At 71.4% G+C, this 25,657-nt stretch carries 26 protein-coding genes; 18 read left to right on the top strand and 8 right to left on the bottom strand.

The genetic code is table 11. The features are described 5' to 3' along the window. Positions 1-41 precede the first annotated feature (41 nt). Together JR065_RS06130 and JR065_RS06135 are read right to left on the bottom strand one after the other, a co-directional pair. Positions 42-272 (bottom strand): DUF2007 domain-containing protein, encoded by a 231-nt coding sequence (locus JR065_RS06130; protein WP_206233061.1) that lies wholly within the window; start codon positions 270-272, stop codon positions 42-44. A 9-nt stretch (positions 273-281) separates the two neighbouring features. Further along, on the bottom strand, positions 282-923 hold the full coding sequence (locus JR065_RS06135; protein WP_206233063.1) for a glutathione S-transferase family protein: 642 nt from the start codon (positions 921-923) through the stop codon (positions 282-284). Positions 924-1,154: 231 nt separating this feature from the next. Between JR065_RS06135 and JR065_RS06140 the strand changes: the two genes are divergently transcribed. From JR065_RS06140 to rlmM, 6 genes are all read left to right on the top strand, one after another. After that, entirely contained in the window at positions 1,155-2,909 is a 1,755-nt protein-coding gene (locus JR065_RS06140) for a glutamine--tRNA ligase/YqeY domain fusion protein (protein ID WP_206233064.1), read from the top strand. A 194-nt stretch (positions 2,910-3,103) separates the two neighbouring features. Further along, the gene (locus JR065_RS06145; RefSeq protein WP_206233066.1) at positions 3,104-3,856 is read left to right on the top strand and encodes a helix-turn-helix transcriptional regulator; all 753 of its coding nucleotides are present in this window, start codon (positions 3,104-3,106) and stop codon (positions 3,854-3,856) included. An 81-nt stretch (positions 3,857-3,937) separates the two neighbouring features. Beyond that, positions 3,938-4,891 (top strand): DMT family transporter, encoded by a 954-nt coding sequence (locus tag JR065_RS06150; RefSeq protein ID WP_206233067.1) that lies wholly within the window; start codon positions 3,938-3,940, stop codon positions 4,889-4,891. A 317-nt stretch (positions 4,892-5,208) separates the two neighbouring features. Then, complete coding sequence (locus tag JR065_RS06155; RefSeq protein ID WP_429001845.1) at positions 5,209-5,565, top strand: hypothetical protein; 357 nt, start codon at positions 5,209-5,211, stop codon at positions 5,563-5,565. Then, positions 5,565-6,125 carry a nucleoside deaminase gene (locus tag JR065_RS06160; protein ID WP_206233069.1) on the top strand — a complete coding sequence of 187 codons (561 nt, stop codon included), beginning with the start codon at positions 5,565-5,567 and terminating at the stop codon, positions 6,123-6,125. The genes JR065_RS06155 and JR065_RS06160 overlap by 1 nt, the downstream gene beginning before the upstream one ends. Positions 6,126-6,151: 26 nt before the next feature. After that, a complete protein-coding gene (gene rlmM / locus JR065_RS06165) occupies positions 6,152-7,201 on the top strand; it encodes a 23S rRNA (cytidine(2498)-2'-O)-methyltransferase RlmM (RefSeq protein WP_206233070.1) in 1,050 nt (349 codons plus the stop codon). 182 nt (positions 7,202-7,383) lie between these two features. On the opposite strand, the gene JR065_RS06170 is transcribed toward rlmM, so the two are convergent. Then, on the bottom strand, positions 7,384-8,493 hold the full coding sequence (locus tag JR065_RS06170; protein ID WP_206233072.1) for a Gfo/Idh/MocA family protein: 1,110 nt from the start codon (positions 8,491-8,493) through the stop codon (positions 7,384-7,386). Between the two features lie 136 nt (positions 8,494-8,629). Between JR065_RS06170 and JR065_RS06175 the strand changes: the two genes are divergently transcribed. The 3 genes from JR065_RS06175 (at position 8,630) to JR065_RS06185 (ending at position 10,800) form a co-directional block, all read left to right on the top strand. Then, positions 8,630-9,544, top strand: coding sequence for an SMP-30/gluconolactonase/LRE family protein (locus JR065_RS06175; RefSeq protein WP_206233074.1), 915 nt, complete (start codon positions 8,630-8,632; stop codon positions 9,542-9,544). 80 nt (positions 9,545-9,624) lie between these two features. Next, on the top strand, positions 9,625-10,347 hold the full coding sequence (locus tag JR065_RS06180) for a hypothetical protein (RefSeq protein ID WP_206233076.1): 723 nt from the start codon (positions 9,625-9,627) through the stop codon (positions 10,345-10,347). A 51-nt stretch (positions 10,348-10,398) separates the two neighbouring features. Further along, complete coding sequence (locus JR065_RS06185) at positions 10,399-10,800, top strand: EF-hand domain-containing protein (RefSeq protein WP_206233078.1); 402 nt, start codon at positions 10,399-10,401, stop codon at positions 10,798-10,800. Between the two features lie 329 nt (positions 10,801-11,129). Here the strand turns inward: JR065_RS06185 and JR065_RS06190 are convergent, their stop codons facing one another. Continuing rightward, complete coding sequence (locus tag JR065_RS06190; protein WP_206233079.1) at positions 11,130-12,308, bottom strand: UbiH/UbiF family hydroxylase; 1,179 nt, start codon at positions 12,306-12,308, stop codon at positions 11,130-11,132. Beyond that, positions 12,305-13,516, bottom strand: a complete 1,212-nt coding sequence (ubiH, locus tag JR065_RS06195; RefSeq protein ID WP_206233081.1) for a 2-octaprenyl-6-methoxyphenyl hydroxylase — start codon at positions 13,514-13,516, stop codon at positions 12,305-12,307. Before ubiH ends, JR065_RS06190 begins: the two co-directional genes overlap by 4 nt. Before the next feature lie 299 nt (positions 13,517-13,815). Between ubiH and JR065_RS06200 the strand changes: the two genes are divergently transcribed. From JR065_RS06200 to JR065_RS06240, 9 genes are all read left to right on the top strand, one after another. Then, complete coding sequence (locus JR065_RS06200) at positions 13,816-14,409, top strand: hypothetical protein (protein ID WP_206233083.1); 594 nt, start codon at positions 13,816-13,818, stop codon at positions 14,407-14,409. Positions 14,410-14,415: 6 nt separating this feature from the next. Continuing rightward, positions 14,416-14,970: a cob(I)yrinic acid a,c-diamide adenosyltransferase gene (locus JR065_RS06205; protein WP_206233085.1), complete on the top strand. Its 555-nt coding sequence runs from the start codon at positions 14,416-14,418 to the stop codon at positions 14,968-14,970. 34 nt (positions 14,971-15,004) lie between these two features. Continuing rightward, positions 15,005-15,913, top strand: coding sequence for a histone deacetylase family protein (locus JR065_RS06210; RefSeq protein ID WP_206233087.1), 909 nt, complete (start codon positions 15,005-15,007; stop codon positions 15,911-15,913). Positions 15,914-16,030: 117 nt separating this feature from the next. Further along, entirely contained in the window at positions 16,031-18,376 is a 2,346-nt protein-coding gene (gene lptD, locus JR065_RS06215; protein WP_206233089.1) for an LPS-assembly protein LptD, read from the top strand. Next, positions 18,373-19,740 (top strand): peptidylprolyl isomerase, encoded by a 1,368-nt coding sequence (locus JR065_RS06220; protein ID WP_206233090.1) that lies wholly within the window; start codon positions 18,373-18,375, stop codon positions 19,738-19,740. Before lptD ends, JR065_RS06220 begins: the two co-directional genes overlap by 4 nt. A 3-nt stretch (positions 19,741-19,743) precedes the next feature. Next, a complete protein-coding gene (gene pdxA / locus JR065_RS06225) occupies positions 19,744-20,721 on the top strand; it encodes a 4-hydroxythreonine-4-phosphate dehydrogenase PdxA (RefSeq protein WP_206233092.1) in 978 nt (325 codons plus the stop codon). Positions 20,722-20,851: 130 nt separating this feature from the next. Then, complete coding sequence (rsmA, locus tag JR065_RS06230; protein WP_206233094.1) at positions 20,852-21,646, top strand: 16S rRNA (adenine(1518)-N(6)/adenine(1519)-N(6))-dimethyltransferase RsmA; 795 nt, start codon at positions 20,852-20,854, stop codon at positions 21,644-21,646. Positions 21,647-21,682: 36 nt separating this feature from the next. Then, positions 21,683-22,066, top strand: a complete 384-nt coding sequence (apaG, locus tag JR065_RS06235) for a Co2+/Mg2+ efflux protein ApaG (protein WP_206233096.1) — start codon at positions 21,683-21,685, stop codon at positions 22,064-22,066. A 13-nt stretch (positions 22,067-22,079) separates the two neighbouring features. Further along, positions 22,080-23,006, top strand: coding sequence for a symmetrical bis(5'-nucleosyl)-tetraphosphatase (locus tag JR065_RS06240; protein WP_206233098.1), 927 nt, complete (start codon positions 22,080-22,082; stop codon positions 23,004-23,006). A gap of 270 nt (positions 23,007-23,276) precedes the next feature. Here JR065_RS06240 and JR065_RS06245 read toward each other — a convergent pair whose 3' ends face one another. From JR065_RS06245 to lgt, 3 genes are all read right to left on the bottom strand, one after another. Next, positions 23,277-23,777, bottom strand: a complete 501-nt coding sequence (locus JR065_RS06245) for a dihydrofolate reductase (protein ID WP_343237251.1) — start codon at positions 23,775-23,777, stop codon at positions 23,277-23,279. 107 nt (positions 23,778-23,884) lie between these two features. Beyond that, positions 23,885-24,679, bottom strand: a complete 795-nt coding sequence (locus JR065_RS06250) for a thymidylate synthase (RefSeq protein ID WP_206233102.1) — start codon at positions 24,677-24,679, stop codon at positions 23,885-23,887. Beyond that, positions 24,676-25,557 carry a prolipoprotein diacylglyceryl transferase gene (gene lgt / locus JR065_RS06255; RefSeq protein ID WP_206233104.1) on the bottom strand — a complete coding sequence of 294 codons (882 nt, stop codon included), beginning with the start codon at positions 25,555-25,557 and terminating at the stop codon, positions 24,676-24,678. The genes JR065_RS06250 and lgt overlap by 4 nt, the downstream gene beginning before the upstream one ends. Between the last annotated feature and the right edge of the window lie 100 nt (positions 25,558-25,657).

The raw sequence follows: 25,657 nt of genomic DNA on the forward strand, positions 1-25,657 counted from the left end.
GTCCCCAGTCCCCAGTCCCCAGTCCCAATCCCGGCCCAAACCTACATCGCCCGCGTCACCTGCCCGCCCAGGCCCAGCGCCATCAGCACCTCCTGCGCCTTTTCCAGCAGTTCGTCGGCCACGCAGACCTGCACCACGCCGAACGGCGGCAGCTCGCCCATGCCGCCGAGCAGCGATTCGCCGAACACGAAGGCGGTGATGCCCGCGTCCTCCAGCGCGTGCTTGGCCAGGTGCGCGTCGATCAGGTGGCTGGCGCGATAGGCGATCTGCATGGCCGGCCCTCAGCCGCGCGCGGCGACTTCGGCGGCCGCGTCGTCACGCCACTGGCGCAGCGCCGGCAAGGCCTCCAGTGCCGCGAGGTACTCCGCGGCGGCGGGCGGCACCTCGACGCCATAGCCGGCGAAACGTACCGCCACCGGCGCGAACATCGCATCGACGATGCCGAACTCGCCGCACAGGAACGGGCCACCGGCGCCATGCGCGCTGCGCAGCGTGTCCCACAGCTGCACGATGCGCTCGATGTCGTCCTGCGCCTCCGCGTCCCAGCGGCAGCCGTCCGGCCGGCGGCAGGCCTGCATCGGCAGCTGCCGGCGCAGCGCCAGGAACCCCGAGTGCATCTCGCACGCCGCCGCGCGCGCCTGCGCCCGCACCTCCAGCGCGGCCGGCCAGCCGCGGCCGTCCAGCCAGCGCTCGTTGGCGTACTCGCAGATCGCCAGCGAATCCCATATCTGCAGGGTGCCGTCCCACAGCGCCGGCACCCGCCCGGTCGGCGAATAGTCGCCGATGCGCTCGGCGAACTCGGGCGTATCCAGCGGCAGCGGCACCTCCTCGAACGGCACCGCGAAGTGCCGCAGCAGCAGCCACGGCCGCAGCGACCACGAGGACAGGTTCTTGTCGCCGATGACCAGACGGGGAAGCGGCATGACCGGGATCTCGCACAGGGATGGACTCGCAGCGTACGCGGCGGCGCGCGAGGCGGCTAGCCGGGCGCGATCGGTCGCCGTTCGCCGTTCGCCGACGCTGCACGCGCCCGGTGGCCGCCGCTTCCGTCCGAAATGCCCGCAGATGCGCCGGAACGCGGGCCAACCGCCGCCATGGGGTAAATAATTGTTTACTTGTAGACTGTCGCGTACCCACTTTTTGTTGACGCGCGCATGTCCGAGACCCCCGCCACCGATCCCGCCGCCCCGGCCGAGAAGAAAGACTTCATCCGCCAGATCGTTCGCGACGACCTGTCCAGCGGCAAGCACGCGAGCATCCGCACCCGCTTCCCGCCCGAGCCCAACGGCTACCTGCACATCGGCCACGCCAAGGCGATCTGCCTGGACTTCGGCATCGCCGCCGAATTCGGCGGGCGCTGCAACCTGCGCTTCGACGACACCAACCCGGCCAAGGAAGACCCCGAATTCGTCGCCGCGATCCAGGACGACGTGCGCTGGCTGGGCTTCGAATGGGCGCAGCTGCGGCATGCCTCGGACTATTTCGAGGTGTACTACCTGGCCGCCGAGAAGCTGATCCGCGACGGCCACGCCTTCGTCTGCGACCTGTCGGCCGAGCAGGTGCGCGAGTACCGCGGCACGCTGACCGAGCCGGGCCGCAACTCGCCCTGGCGCGAACGCAGCGTCGAGGAGAACCTGGACCTGTTCCGGCGCATGCGCGCCGGCGAGTTCCCGGACGGCGCGCGCACCCTGCGCGCCAAGATCGACATGGCCAGCGGCAACATCAACCTGCGCGATCCGGCGCTGTACCGGATCAAGCACGTCGAGCACCAGAACACCGGCAACGCCTGGCCGATCTACCCGATGTACGACTTCGCCCATTCGCTCGGCGACGCGGTCGAGGGCATCACCCATTCGCTGTGCACGCTGGAGTTCGAGGACCACCGCCCGCTGTACGACTGGTGCGTGGACAAGGTCGACCTGGCCGCGCATCCGCAACTGCTGCAGCCGCTGCTGGACAAGGGCCTGCCGCGCGAGGCCGCCAAGCCGCGGCAGATCGAGTTCTCGCGCCTGAACATCAACTACACGGTGATGAGCAAGCGCAAGCTCACCCAGCTGGTCGCCGAGAAGCTGGTCGATGGCTGGGACGATCCGCGCATGTACACGCTGCAGGGCCTGCGCCGCCGCGGCTACACGCCGGCGTCGCTGCGCCTGCTGGTGGACCGGGTCGGCATCAGCAAGCAGAACTCGGTGATCGACTTCTCGGTGCTGGAAGGCTGCCTGCGCGAGGACCTGGATGCCGCCGCGCCGCGGCGCATGGCGGTGATCGACCCGCTCAAGCTGGTGCTGGGCAACCTGCCCGAAGGCCACAGCGAGACGCTGAGCTTCTCCAACCATCCCAAGGACGAATCCTTCGGCCAGCGCGAGGTGCCGTTCGCGCGCGAACTGTGGATCGAACGCGAGGACTTCGCCGAAGTGCCGCCCAAGGGCTGGAAGCGGCTGGTGCCGGGCGGCGAAGTGCGCCTGCGCGGCGCCGGCATCGCCCGCGTCGACGAGGTGGTCAAGGACGCCGCCGGGCAGATCGTGGAGCTGCGCGGCTGGCTGGACCCCGAATCGCGCCCGGGCATGGAAGGCGCCAACCGCAAGGTCAAGGGCACCATCCACTGGGTCAGCGCCGCGCATGCGGTGGAAGCGGAGATCCGCCTGTACGACCGCCTGTTCTCGGTGGAAAAGCCCGACGACGAGTCGGAAGGCAAGACCTACCGCGACTACCTCAACCCGCACTCCAAGCGCAGCGTGCGCGGCTACGTGGAGCCGGCCGCCACGCAGGCGGCGCCGGAGCAGGCGTTCCAGTTCGAACGCAGCGGCTACTTCGTCGCCGACCGCTACGACCACAGCGCCGCCAGGCCGGTGTTCAACCGCAGCGTGACCCTGCGCGACACCTGGGCCAGCGGGCACGGCGCGGGCTGAGCGGACGGTGTCGCGCCGGCCTGCCCGTCCGCGTCCCGGCGCGCCGGGCCTGCACGCGGCAGCTGCCGCGCCGATCGCGCCTGCCGGCAGGCGGCGCATCCGGCAGGCCCCGCGCCGGTGTCGACCGGCCGCATGCACCGCGGTGCCATGGCGGCCGTGCCGCCCGGCGGCGAGCGCGCGCTAGCATGGCGCCCATGCCGCCCGCTCCCGCGCTGAGCCTGCGCAGCTACGGCCGCGACGGCCATGCCCACCAGCACGCGCACGTGCAGATCGTGCTGCCGCTGCGCGGCGAGCTGGAGATCGAGGTGGGCGGGCACGGCGGGCGCGTGGATGCGTTCCGCGCGGTCGTCGTCGCGCCGCAGACCCGGCACGCGCAGTCGGCCACGGGCGAGAACCGCTTCCTGGTGCTGGACTGCGACAGCGCCGGCTTCGACGAGGCGACGCTGGAGCGGCTGCAACGGCATCCGTTCGTCGACCTGCCGCCGCAGTTGCAGCGCCTGCTGGCCTCGCTCGGGCGCGCGCAGGCGCAGGCCGCCGGCCCGCCCGCGAACGCCGCCGCCTGCGCCGCGCTGATGCTGCAACAGCTGCGCGCGCAGCGCCACCCGTGGGCGCGCTTGCAGGCGCTGTGCCGGCGCATCGAGGCCGCACCCGGCCAGCCCTGGCCGGTGCAGCGCATGGCGGACGCGGCGCACCTGAGCGCGAGCCGCCTGCACGCGCTGTTCCGCGAGGCGCTGGGACGCACGCCGCAGGACTGGCTGTCGGCGCGCCGGCTGGACTGGGTGCGGCGGCAACTGGTGCACAGCGAGCGGCCGATCGCGCAGCTGGCGCAGGAAAGCGGCTATGCGGACCAGAGCGCGCTCACCCGCGCCTTGCGCCGCGCGACCGGCGATACGCCCGCCGCGTATCGCCGCCGCCACCGCGCGGCCCGCCTGCGGCCGGAACAGTAGCCTGGGACAAGCCATGCCGGCGCGCGCCGGCCATGCTGGCATCGCACGGATCTGAACGAGCGGACTGGAACGAGGCACGGCATGCGCGAGCGTTTATGGGCAGGCGTGGGCAGCGGCATGGCCGCCGGCGCGCTGTGGGGGTTGGTGTTCCTGGCGCCGCAGCTGCTCGCCGGGTTCTCGCCGCTGCAGCTGTCGGTGTCGCGCTACCTGGCCTACGGCGCGGTCGCCGCGCTCGTGCTGGCGCCGCGCTGGCGCGCCGCCACCGCTGCGCTGGGCGCGCCGGAATGGTGGGCGCTGCTGCGGCTGAGCCTGCTCGGCAACATCGTCTACTACGTGCTGCTGGGCAGCGCGGTGCAGTGGGCCGGCGGCGCGGCGACCGCGCTGGTCATCGGCCTGCTGCCGGTGGTGGTCACGGTGGTCGGTTCGCGCGCGGCCGGGGCGGTGCGCCTGCGCCGGCTGGCCGGCCCTTGCGCGCTGTGCGTGGCCGGCGTGGCGCTGGTGGCGGTGCAGACGCTGGGCGACGATCGCCATGCGCTGGCCAGCGTGGGCACGCGCGCGGCAGGACTGGCCTGCGCGGCCGGCGCGCTGGCGTGCTGGGCCGCGTATTCGGTCAAGAATTCGCGCTGGCTCTCGCGCCGGCCCGACGTTTCCGGGCGCGACTGGTCGCTGCTCACCGGCGTGGTCACCGGCGCGCTGGCGCTGGCACTGGCGGTGCCAGCGTTCGCGTTCGGGCGCAGCGCGCACGCCGCCGCGGACTGGGCGCGTTTCTGGGCCATGGCGATGGTGCTGGCGGTGTTCGCCTCGGTGATCGGCAACGCGTGCTGGAACCGCGCCAGCCGGTTGCTGCCGCTGACCCTGGTCGGGCAGATGATCGTGTTCGAGACCGTGTTCGCGCTGCTGTACGGGTTCGCCTGGGACGCGCGCTGGCCGACCGCGCTGGAGGCGGCGGCCATCGCCTGCCTGCTCGGCGGCGTGCTGTGGTGCGCGTCGGCGCACGTGGAACGGCGCCCGGTCGCGCCGCTGTCCGGGCCATGAGCGCGGCGGGATGCGCGAGGGTCCTGGTAGCGCGATCTGGATCGGCCGCGCCGTGGCCGGGGCGCGGAAGAGCCAAGGAGCCCATGTCGGCAGCCGAACCGGGCGATCCACCGCCTCTGCGCATTGAACGCGGCCTAGCCGTTGCCGTCACTGACGCGCGCGCGGCCGCAGCGGCGCCAGCCTGCGGCAGCGTCACGCGCGGCGCCCGGACGCCGGGGACGCAACCCGGATTACCCCTATCCCGCCCACAGGCCCTAGGATCGTCCGGTACCTCCATGGAGCCTGCGATGAAACGCCTGATCCTGCCCTTGCTGTTGCTGCTGGCCGCCTGCGCCGGCAGCGTCCCGCAGTCCACCGCCGACACCCCGGCCGCCGACCCCGCCACCCAGGCCCCGCGCGGACTGCCGGTGAAGGTGGACACCACCTGCCGCAGCGACGCCGACTGCACGGTCAAGAACGTCGGCAACTGCTGCGGCGCGATGCCGGCCTGCGTCAACCGCGACAGCCCCACCGACCCGCAGGGCGTGCAGGCGCAATGCCAGGCCAGCGGCCGCATGAGCGTGTGCGGCTCGCGCGCGATCGGCGGCTGCCAGTGCGTGTCCGGGCAATGCACCGCCAAGGACGCGCAAGCCGATACACTGCGCCGCCCGATGACCGCCGAACCCGTCCGCTGATGCTCTACGCGCAAGTCCATCTCACACTGCCGGCCTGGATCCACGACGCGCTGGATCCGCAAGCGGTCTATCCGGACGACGCCGACAAGGTGGCGCTGGCGGTCGAGCTGTCGCGCCTGAACGTGGAGGCCGGCAGCGGCGGCCCGTTCGGCGCGGCGGTGTTCGGCCCGGACCACCGGGTGATCGCCGCCGGGGTGAACCGGGTGGTGCCGCAGGCCACGTCGCTGGCGCATGCGGAGAACATGGCCTACATGCTGGCCCAGCAGCGCCTGCAGACCCCGCGCCTGAACGCGGTGCTGTCGCCGGTGACCCTGGCCACGTCGGCGCAGCCGTGCTGCCAGTGCTACGGCGCCACCGTCTGGGCCGGCATCGACCGCCTGCTGATCGGCGCCAGCGCCGAGGACGTGATGGCGCTGACCGAATTCGACGAGGGCCCGCTGCCGGCCGACTGGATCGGCGAACTCAACCGCCGCGGCATCGAGGTCGTGCGCGGCCTGCACCGCGACGCCGCCTGTGCCGTGCTGCGCCGCTATGGCGAGCTCGACAGCCCCCGCTACTGACTGACGCCGCACCGGCCAAGGCCCCCATGTCCTTCCTCAACGGCCTGCTGTGCTACTGCCGGCAAGGCTTCGAACCCGAACTGGCGGCGGAATTGAACGACCGCGCCGCGCGCGCCGGCCTGGCCGGCTACGCGCGCACCGAGCGCAACGCCGGCTATGCGCTGCTGATCTGCGACCAGCCGCTGCCGCCGCGCGCGATGCCGTGGCGCGGACTGATCTTCGCGCGGCAGAAGCTGCGCCTGCTGGCCGAGCTGCGCGAGCTGGACCCAAGCGACCGCATCACGCCGATGGTGCAGGCGCTTGCCGGGCAGACGCGCTTCGGCGACCTGTGGGTCGAGCACCCGGACTCGGACGAGGGCAAGCAACTGTCGGGCCTGGCGCGCAGCTTCGGCAACGCACTGCGCCCGGCGCTGCGCAAGGCCGGCCTGCTCAGCGACAAGCCGCAGCCGAAGCTGCCGCGCCTGCACGTGTGCTTCATCGCCGGCACCCACGCGTTGCTGGCCATCGCCGACAGCGACGATAGCGCGCCGTGGCCGCTCGGCATCCCGCGCCTGAAGCTGCTGTCCGACGCGCCGTCGCGCTCGGCGTTGAAGCTGGAGGAGGCGTTGCTGGCGCTGATGACGCCGGACGAGCGCCAGGCGCTGCTGCAGCCCGGCATGCGCGCCGCCGACCTGGGCGCTGCGCCCGGCGGCTGGACCTGGGTGCTGACCCGCCAGCACCTGCACGTGACCAGCGTCGACAACGGCCCGCTGCGCCAGCACGTGCTCGACACCGGCCTGGTCGAGCACCTGCGCGCCGACGGCTTCCAGTGGAAGCCGCCGCAGGCGCTGGACTGGATGGTCTGCGACATGGTCGAGCAGCCGATCCGCGTCGCCGAGCGCATGGCCACCTGGTTCCGCGAAGGCTGGTGCCGGCACGCGATCTTCAACCTCAAGCTGCCGATGAAGAAGCGCTGGGACGAGACCCAGCGCTGCCTGGACCTGTTCGCCGAACGCGCCGACCGCCCGCTGCAGATCCGCGCCAAGCAGCTGTACCACGACCGCGAGGAAATCACCGTGCTGGCGATGCCGGCCTGAGCTTGCAAGAAAGCGGATCCGAGCGACGCTCCGTGTAGGAGCGGCTTCAGCCGCGACGGGCTTTACCGGGAACGCCTGTCGCGGCTGAAGCCGCTCCTACAAAAACAATCGCGGAAAGAACGGCGACGGGCCTCTGCCAGCGCCGGCGACAGCGGCCATCGGCACCTCGTCGCGCGCTGTCGCTACAGCACGATGCGCTTGCCGCCCTCGCGCGCGGAACGGAAGATCGCATCGAGCACGCGCATGTCGCGCAGGCCTTCTTCGCCCGGCACGCGCAGCGGCGTGCCCTGCAGGATCGCCAGCGCGTCCTCGTCCATCTGCAGCGCCTGCTGGTGCTGCACCACCGCGTCGAACACGCGGCCATCGCTGGCGCGGCCGCGGATGCCGTCGTAGCTCTGGAACGGGGACAGCTCGTACCAGCCGCGCTCGCAGTCGGCGCGCAGCAGGTTCATCGTGCGGCCGAAGCTGGTGGCGCAGTCGGCGACCACGCCGCCGGGGAATTCGAGGGTGAAATCGGTGTGCTCGTCGACCTCGTCGAACAGCGCCGGACGGTCGGTGTGCTGCCTGGCGCTGACCGCCAGCGGCTCGGCGCCGGCGGTATAGCGCGCGCCGTTGAGCGAGTACACGCCCATGTCGTACATCGCGCCGCCGCCGAACTGCTTGCGCAGGCGCCACGGGCGCTCGCCGCTGGCGTCGCGGTAGCCGTCGTAGCCGGCCTCGGCGCGGATCTTGCGCATCGCTCCGAACGGGCGCTCCTTGGCCAGCGCGATGATCCGGCGCGTGTTGGGCTCGTGCTGCATCCGGTAGCCGATGCTCAGGCGCACCTTGTTGCGCGCGCACGCGTCGATCATCGACTGCGCCTCGCCGGCGTTCATCGCCATCGGCTTTTCGCACCATACGTGCTTGCCGGCCGCCGCCGCGCGCAGCGTCAGCGGCGCATGCAGGTGGCTCGGGGTGACCACGTAGACCACGTCGATGTCCGGGTTGTCGGCGATGCGGTCCATGTCGTCGTAGCTGTAGACGTTGCGGTCGGGAATGCGGTGGCGCGACTGCCACTGCGGAATCTTCTCCGGCGAGCCGGTGATGATCCCCGCCAGCCGGCAGTGCTTGGTCAGCGCCAGCCCGGGCGCCAGGCGCCCGCCGGCGTAGCCGCCGAGGCCGGCCAGCGCCACCCCGAGCGGCTTCTTCCCGGCGCTGTGCGTGGCCGCCCACAGCGGCGAGCCGATGGAGGCCAGGCCCGCGCCGGACAGGGCGGCGAGCAGACGACGACGATTCGGCGAATACAGCGACATCACGGAGTCTCCCTGGTGGCGGCCGGCGCGGCGGATCGAACCTTAGCGCATCCCCGGCATGCCGTTGTGAGCGCCATCCCGCCGCCGCCGCGGGCTCTGGCACACTGCGCTGCCCCGAAACGTCGTGGAGCCTCCGATGACCCGTCTACCGCTGCGCGCCGCCGGCGCCGGACTGCTGCTGGCCTGCGCCGCGCAGGCCGCCGCCACGTCGGGCGAGGCGCTGTTCAGCGCCCGCGACCTGATCGGCGACGGCAGCTTCACCCACAACATCGAAGGCCCGGCCAGCGGCCCCGACGGCGCGCTGTACGTGGTCAACTTCGGCCGTGACGGCACCATCGGGCGGGTCGAACTGCAGGCCGACGGCAGCGCGCGCGCCGCGCTGTTCGTGGCGCTGCCACCGGGCAGCATCGGCAACGGCATCCGCTTCGGCCGCGACGGGCGCATGTACGTCGCCGACTACGGCAAGCACCAGATCCTGCGCGTGGACCTGCGCAGCAGGCGCATCGAGGTCTACGCCACGTTGCCGGGCGCGTTCCAGCCCAACGACATCGCGATGGCCGCCGACGGCACGCTGTACGCCAGCGACCCCGACTGGCACGGCAACGGCGGCCAGCTGTGGCGCATCGATCCGGACCGCAGCGTGCATCTGCTGGAAACCGGCATGGGCACCACCAACGGCGTGGAGGTCAGCGCGGACGGCACGCGCCTGTACGTCAACGAGAGCATGCAGCGCAGGGTCTGGGTCTACGACCGCGGGCGCGATGGCGGCCTGTCCAACAAGCGCCTGCTGATCGAGTTCGCCGACTTCGGCCTGGACGGCATGCGCTGCGACGCCGACGGCAACCTGTATCTGACCCGCTACGACGCCGGCAAGATCCTGGTGGTGGACCCGGCCGGCAAGCCGCTGCGCGAGATCGCCACCCGGGGCCGCAAGCCGAGCAATATCGCCTTCGGCGGGCGCGACGGGCGCGACGTGTTCGTGACCCTGCAGGACCGCGGCGCGATCGAGACCTTCCGCGCCGACCGCCCGGGCCGCGAGCGCGGACGTTGATGGGATGGGCATCGCAGCGGCGTCTCAGCCCGCGCAATCGGGCGCTGGCATGATGCAGTCCTGAACTGGAGGGGACCACCATGCAGCCGATCGAACTGAAAGACCCGGCCGGATTCGCCGAGGAATTCCTGCGCCTGACGCTGCTGCAGGGGTTCCAGTCGCTGACCAAGCGCGATCTTGAATTGCTCATCTTCGTGCTGCTGGAACGCGACGGCGCGATCTCGCGCAGCGATTCCAACAACACCGTGGCGATGCAGCTGCGGCTGACGCCGGCCAAGGTCAAGGGCCTGCGCCGCGACGGTTACGCGCGCTGGCGCGCGCTGGTGCCGGAGGAAGGCGACGCCGCGCTGGAGCGCATCGTGGCCACGGTGCTGACCGAGGACAACCTGCGCTCGGGGGCCAAGCACGTCAGCGAGCGCAGCAAGAAGGACGGCTTCCTGGCGGTGCGGATCGAGCATCCGGACGACCAGCAGCGCTTCGAGCAGGCGATCATCGACGTCGGCGCGATGCCGGTGTACGAGCGCAACCGCGAGGTGGTGGCGGTACGCTTCGACACCCTGCTGAAGATCGCCGAACGCTGGGGCTACCTGCAGCAGGAGCCGGAGAAGATCGTGCGCGAGCTGGAAAAGCTCACGCCCACCGCCGAGGAAGTGGCCGACCTGTTGAAGAAGGACGTCGGCAAGCTACGCTGGGAGGACGTGCGGCGCGCGCTCAACAGCCTCGGGGCCAAGGCCATCGCCAGCACCGCCGAAGGGGGATTGAAGGGCCTGCTGAAGCTGGCCTTTCCGTTCATTCCCGGCTGAGCGCCGCCGCCGCGCCCGTTCCCGATCCGCCACCGGAGACCACGTTTGTCCATGCAACGCACTGCCTTGATCCTGGCCCTGGGCCTGACCGCGGCCAGCACCGCCCCGCTGCACGCGCAGAACCTGAAGGCGACCTCCGAAGCGGTCGCCGAACCGTTGCGCGAGGCGCCGCTCATCATCGTCTCGCAGCCGCTGGCCGGCGGCGAGGTCACCCATCAGGCGAAGGTGCAGGTCGGCGCCGGCGAGGCGCCGGTGACGGTGCGCTCGATCCAGCCCAATGCCGTGGTCGGCGACTACCGCATCGACTTCGATGCGCTGGACAGCGACCGCGACGGCTACCTCAGCCGCAGCGAGGCGCAGGCCAACCCGGCGCTGGCCGACGAATTCAATGCGCTGGACACCGCGCACAGCGGCCGCCTGAGCCGCGAGCAGCTGGCCGGCTGGCTCAAGTAGGTCCCACCGCCTGCGCAACGGGGGCGCCGGGTAGCGCTCGGGCCATCGGTCACGGCAGCAGGCGCAGCGGCAGCGACTTGCTTCGCCTGCCGCGGCCCGCGGAGCGTGGCCGGTGGCCCGACACCAGGCGTACCCACAGCGGCCCACCGGCTTCCTGCAGGAGCGGCTTCAGCCGCGACCGGCAACCCACGGCCACGTCGAGCCGTGCCTGCTCGGCCGACGCCTCCACAACAGCGATCCGCGCCTGCGTAGCTTCGTAAGAGCGCCGCAGGCGCGATCGCGAAGCGGCAGGCGCCTTGCCGGATCCGCCACGCCCACCCGCAGCGCGCCTACACCCCGGACGCGCGCTTCCAGAACCCGTGCAGCATCCCCGGCAGCGCGCTGGCCAGCCCCAGCAGCGGGCCGCGCAGCAGGGTCAGGTGCATCTCGTCGTTGGAGAACAGGCGGTTGATCGCCTCGAAACCGTAGGCGGCCACCGCGTTGTCGCTGCGCCGCCCGCGCGCCCAGCGCGCCAGCCGGTGCGGCGCCGACCAGTCGACCCGCCGCGCCTGCGCCTGGCGCACCTGCGCCGCCAGCGCGCTCACGTCGCGCAGGCCCAGGTTCACGCCCTGACCGGCCAGCGGATGCACCACGTGCGCGGCATCGCCCAGCACCAGCAGGCGGCCGCGGTGGTACTCGTCCACCAGCTGCCGGCGCAGCGGGAAGCCGGCCCGCGGCGACAGCGCGCGCACCGCGCCCAGGCGCGCGCCGAAGGCCTGGGTCAGCTCGCGTCCGAACGCCGCGTCGTCCAGCGCCAGCACCCGCGCCGCCTCGGCGTCGGGCAGGGTCCATACGATCGAACTGCGGCCGTCGGCGAACGGCAGGAACGCCAGCGGCCCGCCCGGCAGGAAGCGCTGCCAGGCGGTGTCCTGGTGCGGCTGTTCGGTCTGCACGAAGGCGACCACGCCGCGTTGCCCATAGTCGTGCGCCACCGCGGTCAGCCCGGCCAGCTGGCGCAAGGTGGAATCGGCGCCGTCGGCGGCGATCGCCAGCCGCGCATCGAGCCGGCTGCCGTCGTCCAGGCGCAGCCGCACCCGCTCGTCCAGCTGCTCCACCGCGTCCACCCGCGCCGGGCAATGCAGTTCCACCCCGGCGCCGGGCAGGGCCGCCCACAGGCGTTCGACCAGCAGCGCGTGTTCGACGATCCAGCCCAGTTGATCGCGCCCCAGCGCGTCGGCGTCGAAGGCCAGTTCGCCACCGCCGCCGGCATCCCACACGCGCATGCGCCGATACGGGGTCGCGCGCCGGGCCAGCACCTGCGGCCACACGCCCAGCGCCTGCAGCAGCGCCGCGTTGTCCGGGGCGAACGCGTAGACGCGCAGGTCCGGCTCGGCCTGCGACCAGCGCGGCGGCTCGCGCCCTTCCACCAGCGCCACCGCCAGGCCCTCGGCGGCCAGCGCCAGCGCGCAGGCCGCGCCGACCACGCCGCCGCCGACCACCACCGCGTCCAGCGGTCCGCGCCGGCTCATGCGCCGGCTCCGCGGCACAGCTGCGGCACGTCGCCGCGGAACCCCATCGCGCCGCCGACCAGGAACGACTGCAGCGGCGCGGCCTGCGCCGCCGCCAGCAGGCCCACGCTGCGCAGCGGGCGCAGCAGCGGCGCCGGATTGGCGGTCAGCCGCGCCAGGCCGCCGGAGAAGGTCACGGTACGCTGGCGGTCCTGCTCGCGGCGCTGCGCATAGCGCTGCAGCAGCGCCGGCGCGCCGGCGTCGTCCGCCTGCTCGATCGATTCGGCCAGGGTCAGCGCGTCGCGCAGGCCCAGGTTGAAGCCCTGCGCGCCGAGCGGATGCAGGGTCTGCGCGGCGTTGCCGAGCAGCACCGCGCGCGCGCCGGTCAGGCGTTCGGCCAGCACCTGCACGATCGGATAGGCGCTGCGCTCGCCGCTGCCCAGCAGGCGCCCGACCCGCCAGCCCAACGCATCCTGCAGGCGCTGCAGCCAGGCGGCCTCGTCGAGCGCGGCGACCGCGTCGGCCTGTTCGGCGGCCACGGCGTGGACCGCGCCGTAGTGGCGGTCGCCGCGCGGCAGCAGCGCGGTCGGGCCGTCGTCGCGGAAGCGCTCGTAGGCGGTGCCGTCGGGCTGGCGGCTGCCGCGCACGCGGGCGACGAACAGGGTCTGGCGGAAATCGTGGCGGTTGGCGCCGATGCCCAGCGCGGCGCGCACCGCGCTGGCGGTGCCGTCGGCGCCGACCAGCAACCGGCTCTCCAGCACCTGGGTGGCGCCGTCGTGGGCGATGCGCACGCGGCGCAGGCCGTCGTCGCCGTCTTCGTCCAGGCCGAGGAACTGCGCCGGCCGGTAGCGGGTGACGCTGCGCAGTTCCGCCAGGCGCGCTTCCAGCGCCTCGCCGAAGTCGCGCGCCACCACCACCTGGCCGAACGCCTCGCGCCCGTAGTCGGCCGCGTCCAGCCGGACCCGGCCGAAATCGCCGGCGCGGCTGACGTGGATGCGGCGGATCGGCCCGGTCGGCGCGCGCAAGCGCTGCATCACCCCCAGAGCGCTCAGCGCGTTGACCGTGGCCGCGGCGAAACTGAGGTTGCGCTGGTCGAACACCGGCGGCAGCGCGCCCGGCGGCGCGGCCTCGACCAGGCCCACGTCCACCCCCAGCCGGTCCAGCGCGATGGCCAGGCTGGCGCCGACCAGGCCGCCGCCGACGATCACCACATCATGTCGTTTGCTCATCCGGCCATGATACGACCGTCGCCCGAATCGACGGTGATCCCGCCGCGCGCATCCGCTGATGCGATGCACATCCGCCGCGGCCCGTGCGCGCGCCCTGGACGATGCGCGCGCTCGGCACCGCGCCGGCGGCGGCCTGGCCGGAAGGAGCGCGCGACGCGGCATGGCGAACGCCTCGCCGGCGCGGCAACCGCATCGACCCGCTGCGCCGCCGGACCATGGCCGCGCCTGTGCGCAGCGCTCCTGCGGCGCAGCGGGCGCCGGTGGCTTAGAATGCCCCCCTGCCCGAGGAGCCCCGCATCATGACCGCCACGCCACAACGCCTACTCGTCCTGTTCGTGTTGATGCTGCTGATGATGGCCAGCCGCGCGCACCCGTTCGAACATTTCACCCCGCCGGACGCCTCCTGGGCGGCCTTCTTCATCGGCGGGTTCTACCTGCGCAGCTGGTCGCGCTGGGCGTTCCCGCTGCTGATGGCGCTGGCGGTGGCGATCGACTGGTTCGTCATCACCCAGCAGGGGCTCAGCTTCTGGAACCACTACTGCGTCTCGCCGGCCTACTGGTGCCTGGTCCCGGCCTACCTGACGCTATGGCTGGGCGGGGCGTGGCTGCAGCGGCACTACGCCGGCGCCAGCTGGGCCGCGCTGGGCCGGCTGGCCGCGGCGCTGGTGGTGTCGGTGGCGCTGTGCCAGCTGATCGCGCAGGGCAGCTTCTACTGGATCAGCCGCAGCGTCAGCGAGCCGACCCTGGCCGGCTGGTGGAAGAACTACACCGACTGGCTGCCGCCCTACCTGCTCACCACCGCGGTCTACACCGGCATCGCCGCCGCGCTGCTGGTCGCCGCCGAGCGGATCGCGCCGCTGCTGCCGCAGGCCGGGAAACGGCTGGACCACTGACCGGCGATGGGCAACCGCCTTTCGAAGATCTATACCCGCACCGGCGACGACGGCAGCACCGGCCTGGGCGACGGCAGCCGCACCGGCAAGGACTCGGCGCGGGTGGCCGCCTACGGCACCGTCGACGAGGCCAATTCGGCGATCGGCCTGGTGCTGGCCGCCGCCGTGCCCGACGACATCCGCGCGCTGCTGACCGCGATCCAGCACCAGCTGTTCGACCTGGGCGGCGAGCTGTGCATCCCCGGCCACGCCGCGATCCAGGCCGCCGACATCGACGCGCTGGAACGGCACCTGGACCGCCACAACGACCCCCTGCCGCCGCTGAAGGATTTCATCCTGCCGGCCGGCGGCGAGGCCGCGGCGCGCTGCCACCTGGCGCGCACCATCGTCCGCCGCGCCGAGCGCGAAACCGTGGCGCTGGCGCGCCAGGAGCCGGTGCGCCCGGAAGCGGTGCGCTATCTCAACCGCCTGTCCGACCTGCTGTTCGTGCTGGCGCGGGTGCTGGCGCGCGCCGACGGCCAGGGCGAAGTGCTCTGGCGCCACGACCGCCGCCAGGCCTGACCATGGCCGGCGCATCGCGCACCGAAGTGCCGCCATGCTGATCTACACCCACCCTGCCTGCCTGGGCCACGATCCCGGCCCGGAGCATCCGGAACGCCCGGACCGGCTGCGCGCGGTCACCGAGGCGCTGCGCGAGGCGTTTCCGGAACTGGAATGGCGCGAGGCGCCGCTGGCCAAGCTCGGCGACCTGTCGCGGGTCCACGACAAGGCGTTGATCGACGAGGTGCTCAGCGCCGACGTCGACGGCCGGCGCATGCTCGACATCGACACGGTGATCTCGCCGGGCTCGCGCACCGCCGCGTTGCGCGCGGCCGGCGCCGGGCTGGCGGCGGTGGATGCGGTGATGCTCGGCGAGACCGACACCGCGTTCTGCGCGGTGCGCCCGCCCGGCCACCACGCCACCGGCCAGGCCGCGATGGGCTTCTGCCTGTTCAACAACATCGCCGTCGCCGCTGCCCACGCCCGCGACAAGCACGGCCTGGAGCGCATCGCGATCGTCGACTTCGACGTGCACCACGGCAACGGCACCCAGGCGATCTTCGAGCGCGACCGGACCGTGCAGTACCTGAGCACCCACCAGTCCGGGCTGTTCCCCAACTCCGGCGGCGTGCACGAACGCGGCGTGGGCAACGTGCACAACGCGCTGCTGCCGCCGGGCAGCGGCGGGTTCCGCTTCCGCAACACCTGGGCCGACCAGATGCTGCCGCTGCTGGACGGCTTCAAGCCGCAGCTGCTGCTGATCTCGGCCGGCTTCGACGCGCACATGCGCGACCCGCTGGCCGACCTGATGCTGGAAAGCGAGGACTTCGGCTGGCTGACCGCCGAACTGCGCGCCCTGGCCGGGCGGCATGCGCGCGGCAGGGTGGTGTCGATGCTGGAAGGCGGCTACGACCTGCAGGCGCTGCGCGAGGCCAGCGTCGCCCACGTCGGCGCCCTGCGCTAGGGCCTGTCGCCGAAGGGCGGGCGGATGAACCCCGGCCCCTGCCCGGAAACGCCTTCATTGCCCCTATGCGTGGGATGGGGCAAGCTAGCGGCCGTTTTAGCCCGATACCTGACGCGCGTGCGCCGAGCCCTCCGCCTGCTACCTCTTCCGTTCAGTATCGCCCTTTGCCTGCCGGCAATGGCCGCGGAGAAGCCACCGAATTGGGGGCTGTGCCCCGCGACCGACGTGCTGCCGAAATTCGACGACGCGCCCAAGGTCGATCCGAAGATCGCCGCGATCCGCGACCAGCAGCCGACCGACATCGAAGGCGACCAGCTCTCAGGCACCACCACCACGCCCAACTACCAGGGCAACGTGGCGCTCAAGCGCGGCGACCAGTTCCTGGGCACCGACAACCTGCGTTTCGACACCGAGACCGGCAACTACATCGCCGAAGGCCACGTGCGCTACCAGGACTCGTCGATCCGCATGGTCGCCGAGCGCGCCGAGGGCAACCAGGACACCGACACGCACAAGATCACCGACATCCGCTACCAGCTGATCGACCGCCGCGGCAACGGCAAGGCCGATTCGGTCGACCTGCAGGGCGCGCTCGGGCAGATGCACCGCTCCACCTACACCACCTGCGACCCGTCGCAGCGGGTGTGGGAACTGCATGCGCCGGAGATCGACGTGGACAACGACGAGGGGTTCGGCACCGCGCGCAACGCCATCCTCAAGATCGGCAACGTGCCGGTGCTGTACGCGCCGTGGTTCAAGTTCCCGATCGACGACCGCCGCAGCAGCGGCTTCCTGTTCCCGGCGGTGGGCTTCTCCGGGCGCAACGGCTTCGACTACATGCAGCCGTACTACCTCAACCTGGCGCCGAACTACGACGCCACGCTGTATCCGCGCTACATGAGCGACCGCGGCTTCATGCTGGGCAGCGAGTTCCGCTACCTGTACGACGGCGGCAAGGGCGAGCTCGAGGCCGCCTACCTGCCCAGCGACAAGCTGCGCGACAAGGACCGCGGCAAGTTCGAGTACATCGGCTACCACAACATCGATTCGCACTGGCAGGCGCGCGCGTCGATCGCCTGGGTCAGCGACGAGCGCTACACCGAGGACTTCTCCAACCGCCTGCTCGGCACCTCCATCTCCAACCTGCAGAGCACCATCGGCGTCTACGGCACCGGCGAGAACTGGACCGGCGGGCTGATGGCCGACCGCTGGCAATTGACCGACTACACGCTGACCGAGGCGTCGCTGCCCTACAACCGGCAACCGCGCGCCTTCGTCAACTGGGACCGCTCGTTCGGCAACTGGTTCGAGGCCGGCGTCTATGCCGAAGCGGTGCGCTTCGTGCACGACGACGTACACCAGAAGGATGTCGAAAACGAACGCACCGGCGAGGTGACCGAGATGCCCGGCGGGTCGCGCCTGGACCTCAAGCCCTACATCTCGATGCCGCTGGCCGGCGCCGCCTGGTTCTTCAATCCGACCCTGGCCTGGCGCTACACCGCCTACCAGCTCGAAGACGACCTGGCCGACACCCTGGGCGGGGACACCTCGCCGTCGCGCAGCCTGCCGATCGCCACCGTCGACACCGGCCTGTACTTCGACCGCGACACCCGCTTCGGCGACACCAACTACCTGCAGACCCTGGAGCCGCGGCTGTTCTACCTGTACACGCCGTACCGCAACCAGGACGACCTGCCGATCTTCGACACGCGCGAGTTCACCTTCAGCTGGGGCCAGCTGTTCCGCGACTCGCGCTACACCGGCGCCGACCGCCAGAACGACGCCAACCAGCTGACCCTGGCGCTGAGCTCGCGGCTGCTGCGGCAGAACGACGGCAAGGAGAAGCTCTCGGTCAGCCTGGGCCAGATCCTGTACTTCACCGATTCGCGGGTCAGCCTGCCGGGCAGCGACACCAGCATCGAACAGGGCAAGTCGGCCTGGATCGCCGACGCCAACTACATGATCAACGACCGCTGGACCATAGGTACCACCTACCAGTGGGACCCCAAGTACCGGCGCAAGGACCTGGCCAGCTTCCGCACCCGCTATCTGCTGCCGGGCGACGGCATCGTCAACCTGAGCTACCGCTTCCGCCGCGACCTGCTCGAGCAGGCCGATCTGTCGTTCCTGTATCCGATCAACCCCACCTGGAGCGTGGTCGGCCGCCACTACTACTCGATCGAAGACAAGAAGTCGCTGGAAACCATCGCCGGCGTGCAGTGGGACAGCTGCTGCCTGGCGGTGCGCGCGCTGGCGCGGCGCTACGTGCGCAATCGCGAAGGCGACCTGGATACCGCGTTCCAGGTCGAGTTCGTGCTGAAGGGACTCTCCTCGCTTGGCCAGGACACGGACCGCGTTCTGCGCCGTGCTATTCTCGGCTACAACCGCGACGACCTGTACTTGGTCCCGCCCAGCAACACCACGACCGATCCGGACGATTACGATCCGAACCAGATTCCATGACTAAGACCCTCCCTGCTTTGCTCGCCACCTTGCTGGCGATCGCCGGCGTGTCCGCTCCGGCCGCCGCGCAACAAACCCAACCGCTGGACCGCATTGCCGCGGTGGTCGACGAGGATGTCGTGCTGCAGAGCGAACTGGATCGTGCCGTACGCAACGTGAAGGGCCAGTATGCCGGCCGCGAAGCGCAGCTGCCGCCGGACAACGTGCTGCAGCGGCAGGTGCTCGAGCGCCTGGTCCTGGTCAAGCTGCAGGTGGCGCGCGCCAACAGCACCGGCATCCGCGTCGGCGACGATGAACTGAACCGCGCGATCGCCAACATCGCCCAGCAGAACGGCACCGATGTCGAGGGCCTGGGCCGGAAGCTGGCCGCCGACGGCATGTCGTTCAACGACTTCCGCAGTTCGGTGCGCGACGAGATCACCGTGCAGCGCCTGCGCCAGAGTTTCGCGCAGAGCCGCATCAACGTCAGCGAGAGCGAAGTGGACGCGGCGCTGGCGCAGCAGGCCAACACCGGCGCGCAGTACCACCTGGCGCACATCCTGGTCGGCCTGCCCGAAGGCGCGAGCGCCGAGCAGATCAAGACCGGCCAGAGCAAGATCGAGGGCGTCAAGAACCTGATCGACAAGGGCGAGATCGATTTCGCCGCCGCCGCGGTGCGCTATTCCGATAGCCCCAACGCGCTGGAAGGCGGCGACCTGGGCTGGCGCAGCCTGGACGAGATCCCGAACGCGTTCGCGCAGTTGATCCGCGACCTCAAGCCGGGCCAGGTCGCCGGCCCGCTGCGCGGCCCCAGCGGCTTCCAGCTGCTGAAGCTGGTGGAGATCCGCGACGCCTCGGCGAACCCGGAAAAGAAGACGGTCACCGAATACCACGCGCGGCACATCCTGATCCGGATCAACGAAGCGCAGCCCGAGGCGGAGGCCAAGGCCAAGATCGACACGCTGCGTGCGCGCATCGCCGGCGGCGCCGATTTCCAGGCGGTGGCCAAGGAGTCCTCCGAGGACGCCACCAGCCGCAGCCAGGGCGGCGACCTGGGCTGGTTCCCGGCCGACGCGTTCGGCCCGGACTTCGGCCGCCAGGTCGAGGGCCTGAGCGACAACCAGGTCTCGCAGGCGTTCCGCACCGAGGCCGGCTGGCACATCGTGCAACGCGTGGGCACGCGCCAGACCGATGTGACCAGCGATACCCAGCGCGCCCAGGTCCGCGAGACCATCGGCCGCCGCAAGCTGGAGGAAGAGTACAACCGCTTCCTGCAGGAAATGCGCGGCGAAGCCTTCGTCGACCTGCGCGTCGGCGATCGCGCCGAAGCCAGCGGCGCGGCGCAGGCGCCCTCCGCCCCGGCCGCGACGCCGACCAAGCCGTAAGCGGTGCTGCCCTCGCTCGCGCTGGTGCCGGGCGAGCCGGCCGGGATCGGCCCGGAACTGTGCGTGCGGCTGGCCCAGCAGCCGCGAGACGACTGCCGGCTGCTCGCCTTCGCCGATCCCGATACCTTGCGCGCCGCCGCCGCGGCGCTGTCGCTGCCGCTGCAGCTGCTCCCCGAATCCGACTCCGCCCGCCGCCCCGGCGACCTGCGCCTGCGCGCGGTCGGCAACGCCGTGCCCAGCCGTTCCGGGCGCACCGACCCGGCCAACGCCGCAGCGGTGATCGCGGCGCTGACCCAGGCCGCCGATGACTGCCTGCATGGCCGGCTCGATGGCGTGGTCACCGGCCCGGTGCACAAGGCCGCCATCAACGACGGCGGCATCGCCTACACCGGCACCACCGAACTGCTCGCCGCCCATGCCGGCTGCGAGGTGGTGATGATGCTGGCCAACGACACCCTGCGCGTGGCGCTGGCCACCACCCACCTGCCGCTGCGCGCGGTCGCCGACGCGCTGACCCCCGCCCTGCTGGAACGTTGCCTGCGCATCGTCGACGCGGCGCTGCGGCGCGATTTCGGCATCGCCGCGCCGACCATCGCGGTGCTCGGGCTGAACCCGCATGCCGGCGAAGACGGCCACCTGGGCCGCGAGGAAATCGAGGTGATGGCGCCGGTGCTCGACGCCTTGCGCGGCGAAGGCCTGCGCCTGCGCGGCCCGCTGCCGGCCGATACCGCGTTCCTGCCGCAGAAGCTGGGCGGGTTCGATGCGGTGCTGGCGATGTACCACGACCAGGGCCTGCCGGTGCTCAAGTACAGCGGCTTCGAGCAGGCGGTGAACCTGACCCTGGGCCTGCCCTACCCGCGCGTGGCGGTCGACCACGGCACCGCGCTGGAGCTGGCCGGGCGCGGCGTCGCCGATCCGTCCAGCCTGTTCGCCGCGGTTGCGCTGTGCGCGCAACTGGCCGCGCGCCGCGCGCGTCTGTAGGAGCGGCTTCAGCCGCGACCAGGCGTTGTCGGTAGCGCCCGGTCGCGGCTGATGGCCCGAGGCCATCCAGAGCCGCTCCTACAGGACCGCGCCGCGCGCCATCCCGGCCCCATCCCGATAAGATGGCCGCATGACTTCCTATTCCGGCTTCAGCGCCCCGGCCAAGAAATCGCTTGGCCAGCACTTCCTCAGCGACCGCCACTACATCGACAGCATCGTCCGTGCGGTGAACCCCAAGCCCGACGACCTGCTGGTCGAGATCGGCCCCGGGCAGGGCGCGATCACCTTCCCGCTGCTGCGCCGCCATGGCCGCCTGACCGTGATCGAGTTCGACCGCGACCTGATCGCGCCGCTGACCGCCGCGGCCGCCGGGGTCGGCGAACTGACCATCCTCAACCGCGACGTGCTGTCGGTGGATTTCGCCGAACTGGCGGCCGGGCGCCGGATCCGGCTGGTCGGCAACCTGCCCTACAACATCTCCTCGCCGATCCTGTTTCATGCGCTGGACCACGCCGCGGCGATCGCCGACATGCACTTCATGCTGCAGAAGGAAGTGGTCGAGCGCATGGCCGCCGCGCCCGGCAGCAAGGTCTACGGCCGGCTCAGCGTGATGCTGCAGGCCTACTGCGAGGTCGACTCGCTGTTCGTGGTGCCGCCGGAGGCATTCCGGCCGCCGCCGAAGGTGGATTCGGCGGTGGTGCGGCTGCTGCCGCGCGCCCCCGCGGACATCGGTATCGACGACCGCAAGCGGTTCGCCGACGTGGTCCGCGCCGCGTTCGGGCAGCGCCGCAAGACCCTGCGCAACGCCCTCGGCGGGGTCTGCGACGCGGCCCAGTTCGAGGCCGCCGGGGTGCGCGCCGACGCGCGCGCCGAACAGCTGGAAGTGGCCGACTTCGTCCGCCTGGCCAACGCCGCGCATGCGTGAATCCCCTAGCGAAGCGGCTTTGCTTACACTGTGAACATGGACGATGAAACCCGCTACCGGATCGAGGTCGAAGTGTCGCCTCGCTTCCTCGACGACCAATCCACGCCGGAGGACGGGCGCTATGCGTTCGCCTACAGCATCCGCATCCGCAACCGCGGCCAGGTCGCCGCGCGGCTGATCGCGCGCCACTGGGAGATCACCGACGGCAACGGCCGCGTGGAACGCGTGGACGGGGACGGCGTGGTCGGCGAGCAGCCGCGGCTGCGGCCCGGCGAGGATTTCCGCTACACCTCCGGGCTGATGCTCGAGACCGAGCACGGCACCATGCGCGGGCACTACGACATGGAGGCCGACGACGGCACCCATTTCGTCGCGCCGATCGCGCCGTTCGTGCTGACCGTGCCGCGGACCCTGCACTGATGGGGCGCGGCGCATGAGCGTATGGGCCATCGGCGACCTGCAGGGATGCTACGACGTCACCCAGCGCCTGCTCGAGCGCATCCGCTTCGATCCGGCGGTGGACCGGCTGTGGTTCTGCGGCGACCTGGTCAACCGCGGCGGGCAGTCGCTGGAAACGCTGCGCCTGGTGCATTCGCTGCGCGAGTGCAGCGTGGTGGTGCTCGGCAACCACGACCTGTCGCTGCTGGCGATCGGCGAGCGCAGCCCCGAGGAGCAGCGCAAGGTCAATCCCGACCTGCAGCGCATCGTGCTGGCCGAGGACCGCGACGAACTGCTGACCTGGCTGCGCCTGCAGAAGCTGCTGCATGCCGACCGCGAGCTGGGCTGGATGATGATCCATGCCGGACTGGCGCCGAAATGGACCACCACCCTGGCCGAGAAGCACGCGCGCGAGGTCGAGCACCAGTTGCACGGCAACGGCTACCGCAAGCTGTTCCGCAACATGTACGGCGACCGCCCGGCGTGGTCGCCCGGCCTGACCGGCTACGACCGCTCGCGCGCGATCATCAACATGTTCACCCGCGCGCGCTATTGCACGCCGCGCGGGCGCATCGCGATCGAGGAGAAGGGCACGCCGGGCACCCAGGCGCAGGGCCTGTATCCCTGGTTCGAAGTGCCGGGCCGCGCCGAGCGCGACCTGAAGATCGTCTGCGGCCACTGGTCGACGCTGGGCCTGACCATCACCCAGGGCGTGCACGCGATCGACACCGGCGCGGTGTGGGGCGGCAAGCTCACCGCGCTGCAGCTGGACAGCGAGGACCTGCACGTGGTGCAGGTGCCGGGACGCCCGGCCGAGGGGCCGCCGCCGGTACCGCGCGCGCGTCCGCCACGGCGGCGCTCGGGCGGTGGACGCGGTGCAGGTGGTGGTGCTGCGGCGCCGCCGTCGCCCGCCCAGGACTGACAGCGGCCTCGCGGCAAGCAGAGCGTGCATGACTGCGCCCGGGTTCGATCCGAATCCGGATATCCCTGTAGGAGCGGCTTCAGCCGCGACCGGGGCTTTCCCGACAAAGCCAGTCGCGGCTGAAGCCGCTCCTACAACACACCCCGCTACGACGCTCCGCCGCCTGCGAATTGCATCGGAATGCCTTGACCAAGGTGTCCCTGCTGCGATGCCTGCGGTGGCGAAGCGATGGCCTCACAGCGCCGCGCCACCTGTCGCCAAAGCGAATCGCTACGGCGCGCTGCGCCTGCGCCGGTAATCGACGAACTCGAACGCCAGCGCATGCCGGGCATCGGCCGCATGCGCCTGCCGCGCCACCACCTCCCAGTCGCCAGCATCGAACGCCGGGAAATGCGCATCGGCACCCTCGACCACCGTGTCCACGTGGGTCAGGTACAGCATCTCGGCATGCGGCAGGGCCAGGGCGAAGATGTCGCCGCCGCCGATCACCGACAGCTCCTCGGCGCCGTTCGCCCGGGCCGCCTCGATCGCCGCCTGCAACGAGGGCACCGCCTGCATGCCCTCGAACGGCACCCGCCCCGAACGCGTCATCACCAGGTTCAACCGGCCCGGCAGCGCGCGGCCAAGCGACTGCGCGGTCTTGCGCCCCATCAGCACCGGCTTGCCGAGGGTCAGCGCCTTGAACCGCTTCAGGTCGTCGGGCAGCCGCCACGGCAGGTCGTTGTCGCGGCCGATGGCGTTGGCGCGGTCCAGCGCGGCGATCAGGGTTATTCGGGACCCGGGACCCGGGACCCGGGACTCGTCCACATCCGTCCTCGCCGATGCCGCCGCTTTTGCTTCTTCCGAGTCCCCCGTCCCGAGTCCCGAGTCCCGACCCTTCATACAGCCACCGGCGCCTTGATCGCTGGATGCGGGTCGTAGCCTTCGATCGCGATGTCGTCGTAGGTGAACGCGAACAGGTCGGTGACCTGCGGGTTGAGCCGCAGCGTCGGCAGCGGACGCGGCGTGCGCGACAACTGCTCGCGCGCCTGCTCGTAGTGGTTCGCATACAGGTGCGCGTCGCCCAACGTGTGCACGAAATCGCCCACGCCCAGGCCGGTGGCCTGCGCCACCATGTGGGTCAGCAAGGCGTAGCTGGCGATGTTGAACGGCACGCCGAGGAAGATGTCGCCGCTGCGCTGGTACAGCTGGCAGCTGAGCTTGCCGTCGACCACGTAGAACTGGAACAGCGCATGGCACGGCATCAACGCCATCTGCGGCAGCTCGGCCACGTTCCAGGCGCTGATCACCAGCCGCCGCGAATCCGGGTTGCGCTTGATCTCGTCCACCAGCCAGCGGATCTGGTCGATCTCGCCGCCGTCGGCGCTTGGCCAGTGCCGCCACTGCTTGCCGTACACCGGACCGAGCTCGCCGTTCTCGTCGGCCCACTCGTCCCAGATGCTGACCTTGTTGTCCTTCAGGTAGGCGATGTTGGTCTCGCCTTTGAGGAACCACAGCAGCTCGTGCACGATCGAGCGCAGGTGCAGCTTCTTGGTCGTCACCAGCGGGAAGCCGGCATTGAGGTCGTAGCGCATCTGCCAGCCGAACACGCTGCGCGTGCCGGTGCCGGTGCGGTCGGCCTTCTCGGCGCCGTGCTCGAGCACGTGCCGCAGCAGTTGCAGGTAGGTGTTCATGGCTGGCTCTCCTGCGCCGGCGGCGCCGGCTGCAGCACCGGCGCGCGACGCGACATCCACAACAGGATCAGGCCCAGCAGGATCAGCGGCGTGCTCAGGATCTGCCCCATCGTCAGCCAGTGGAACGCCAGGTAGCCGATCGGCGCATCCGGCACGCGCACGAACTCCACCGCGAAGCGGAACACGCCGTACAGCAGCGCGAACAGGCCGGACACCGCGTAGCGGCGGCGCGGCTTGAGCGAGAACAGCCACAGCGCGGCGAACATCGCCAGTCCTTCCAGCGCCGCTTCGTACAGCTGCGAAGGATGCCGCGCGAACTTGTCCAGCGCGCCGGCGGCGTACTGCGCCTGGATCTGCGCCGGCGGCACGTTGGCCAGTTCCGGCGCGTGCGGGAAGATCACCCCCCAGCCGGCCTCGGTGAACTTGCCCCACAGCTCGCCGCCGACGAAGTTGCCGACGCGGCCGAAGCCCAGCCCCAGCGGCACCAGCGGGGCGACGAAATCCATCGTGTCGAAGAAGTGCAGCCGCGCCTTGCGCGACCACCACCACGCCGCGGCCAGCACGCCGAGCAGGCCGCCATGGAAGCTCATGCCGCCGTCCCAGACCTTGAACAGCAGCAGCGGGTTGGCGAGGAAGTCGCCGAAGGCGTAGAACAGCATGTAGCCGATGCGCCCGCCGAGCACCACGCCGAGCATCGAATAGAACAGCAGGTCGGAGAAGCCTTCCATGTTCACGCCCGGCAGGCGCCCGGCGCGGATGCGCAGCCTTCCCAGCCACCACGCCGACGCGAACGCGGCCAGATACATCAGGCCGTACCAGTGCACCTTCACCGGGCCGAGCGAGAAGGCGATGGGGTCGATCTGGTGGAGATAGGTCATGCGCGGGCGTCGGCCGGGAAAGCGGGTCGCCTATTCTGCCATTGCCGCCGCCGCTTGCCGCGGCCCGCGCCGCGTCCGGTAGCGCCCGGCTTCATCTGCC

The organism is Xanthomonas sp. (genome assembly GCF_017163755.1).
Classification (GTDB): Bacteria; Pseudomonadota; Gammaproteobacteria; order Xanthomonadales; family Xanthomonadaceae; genus Xanthomonas_A.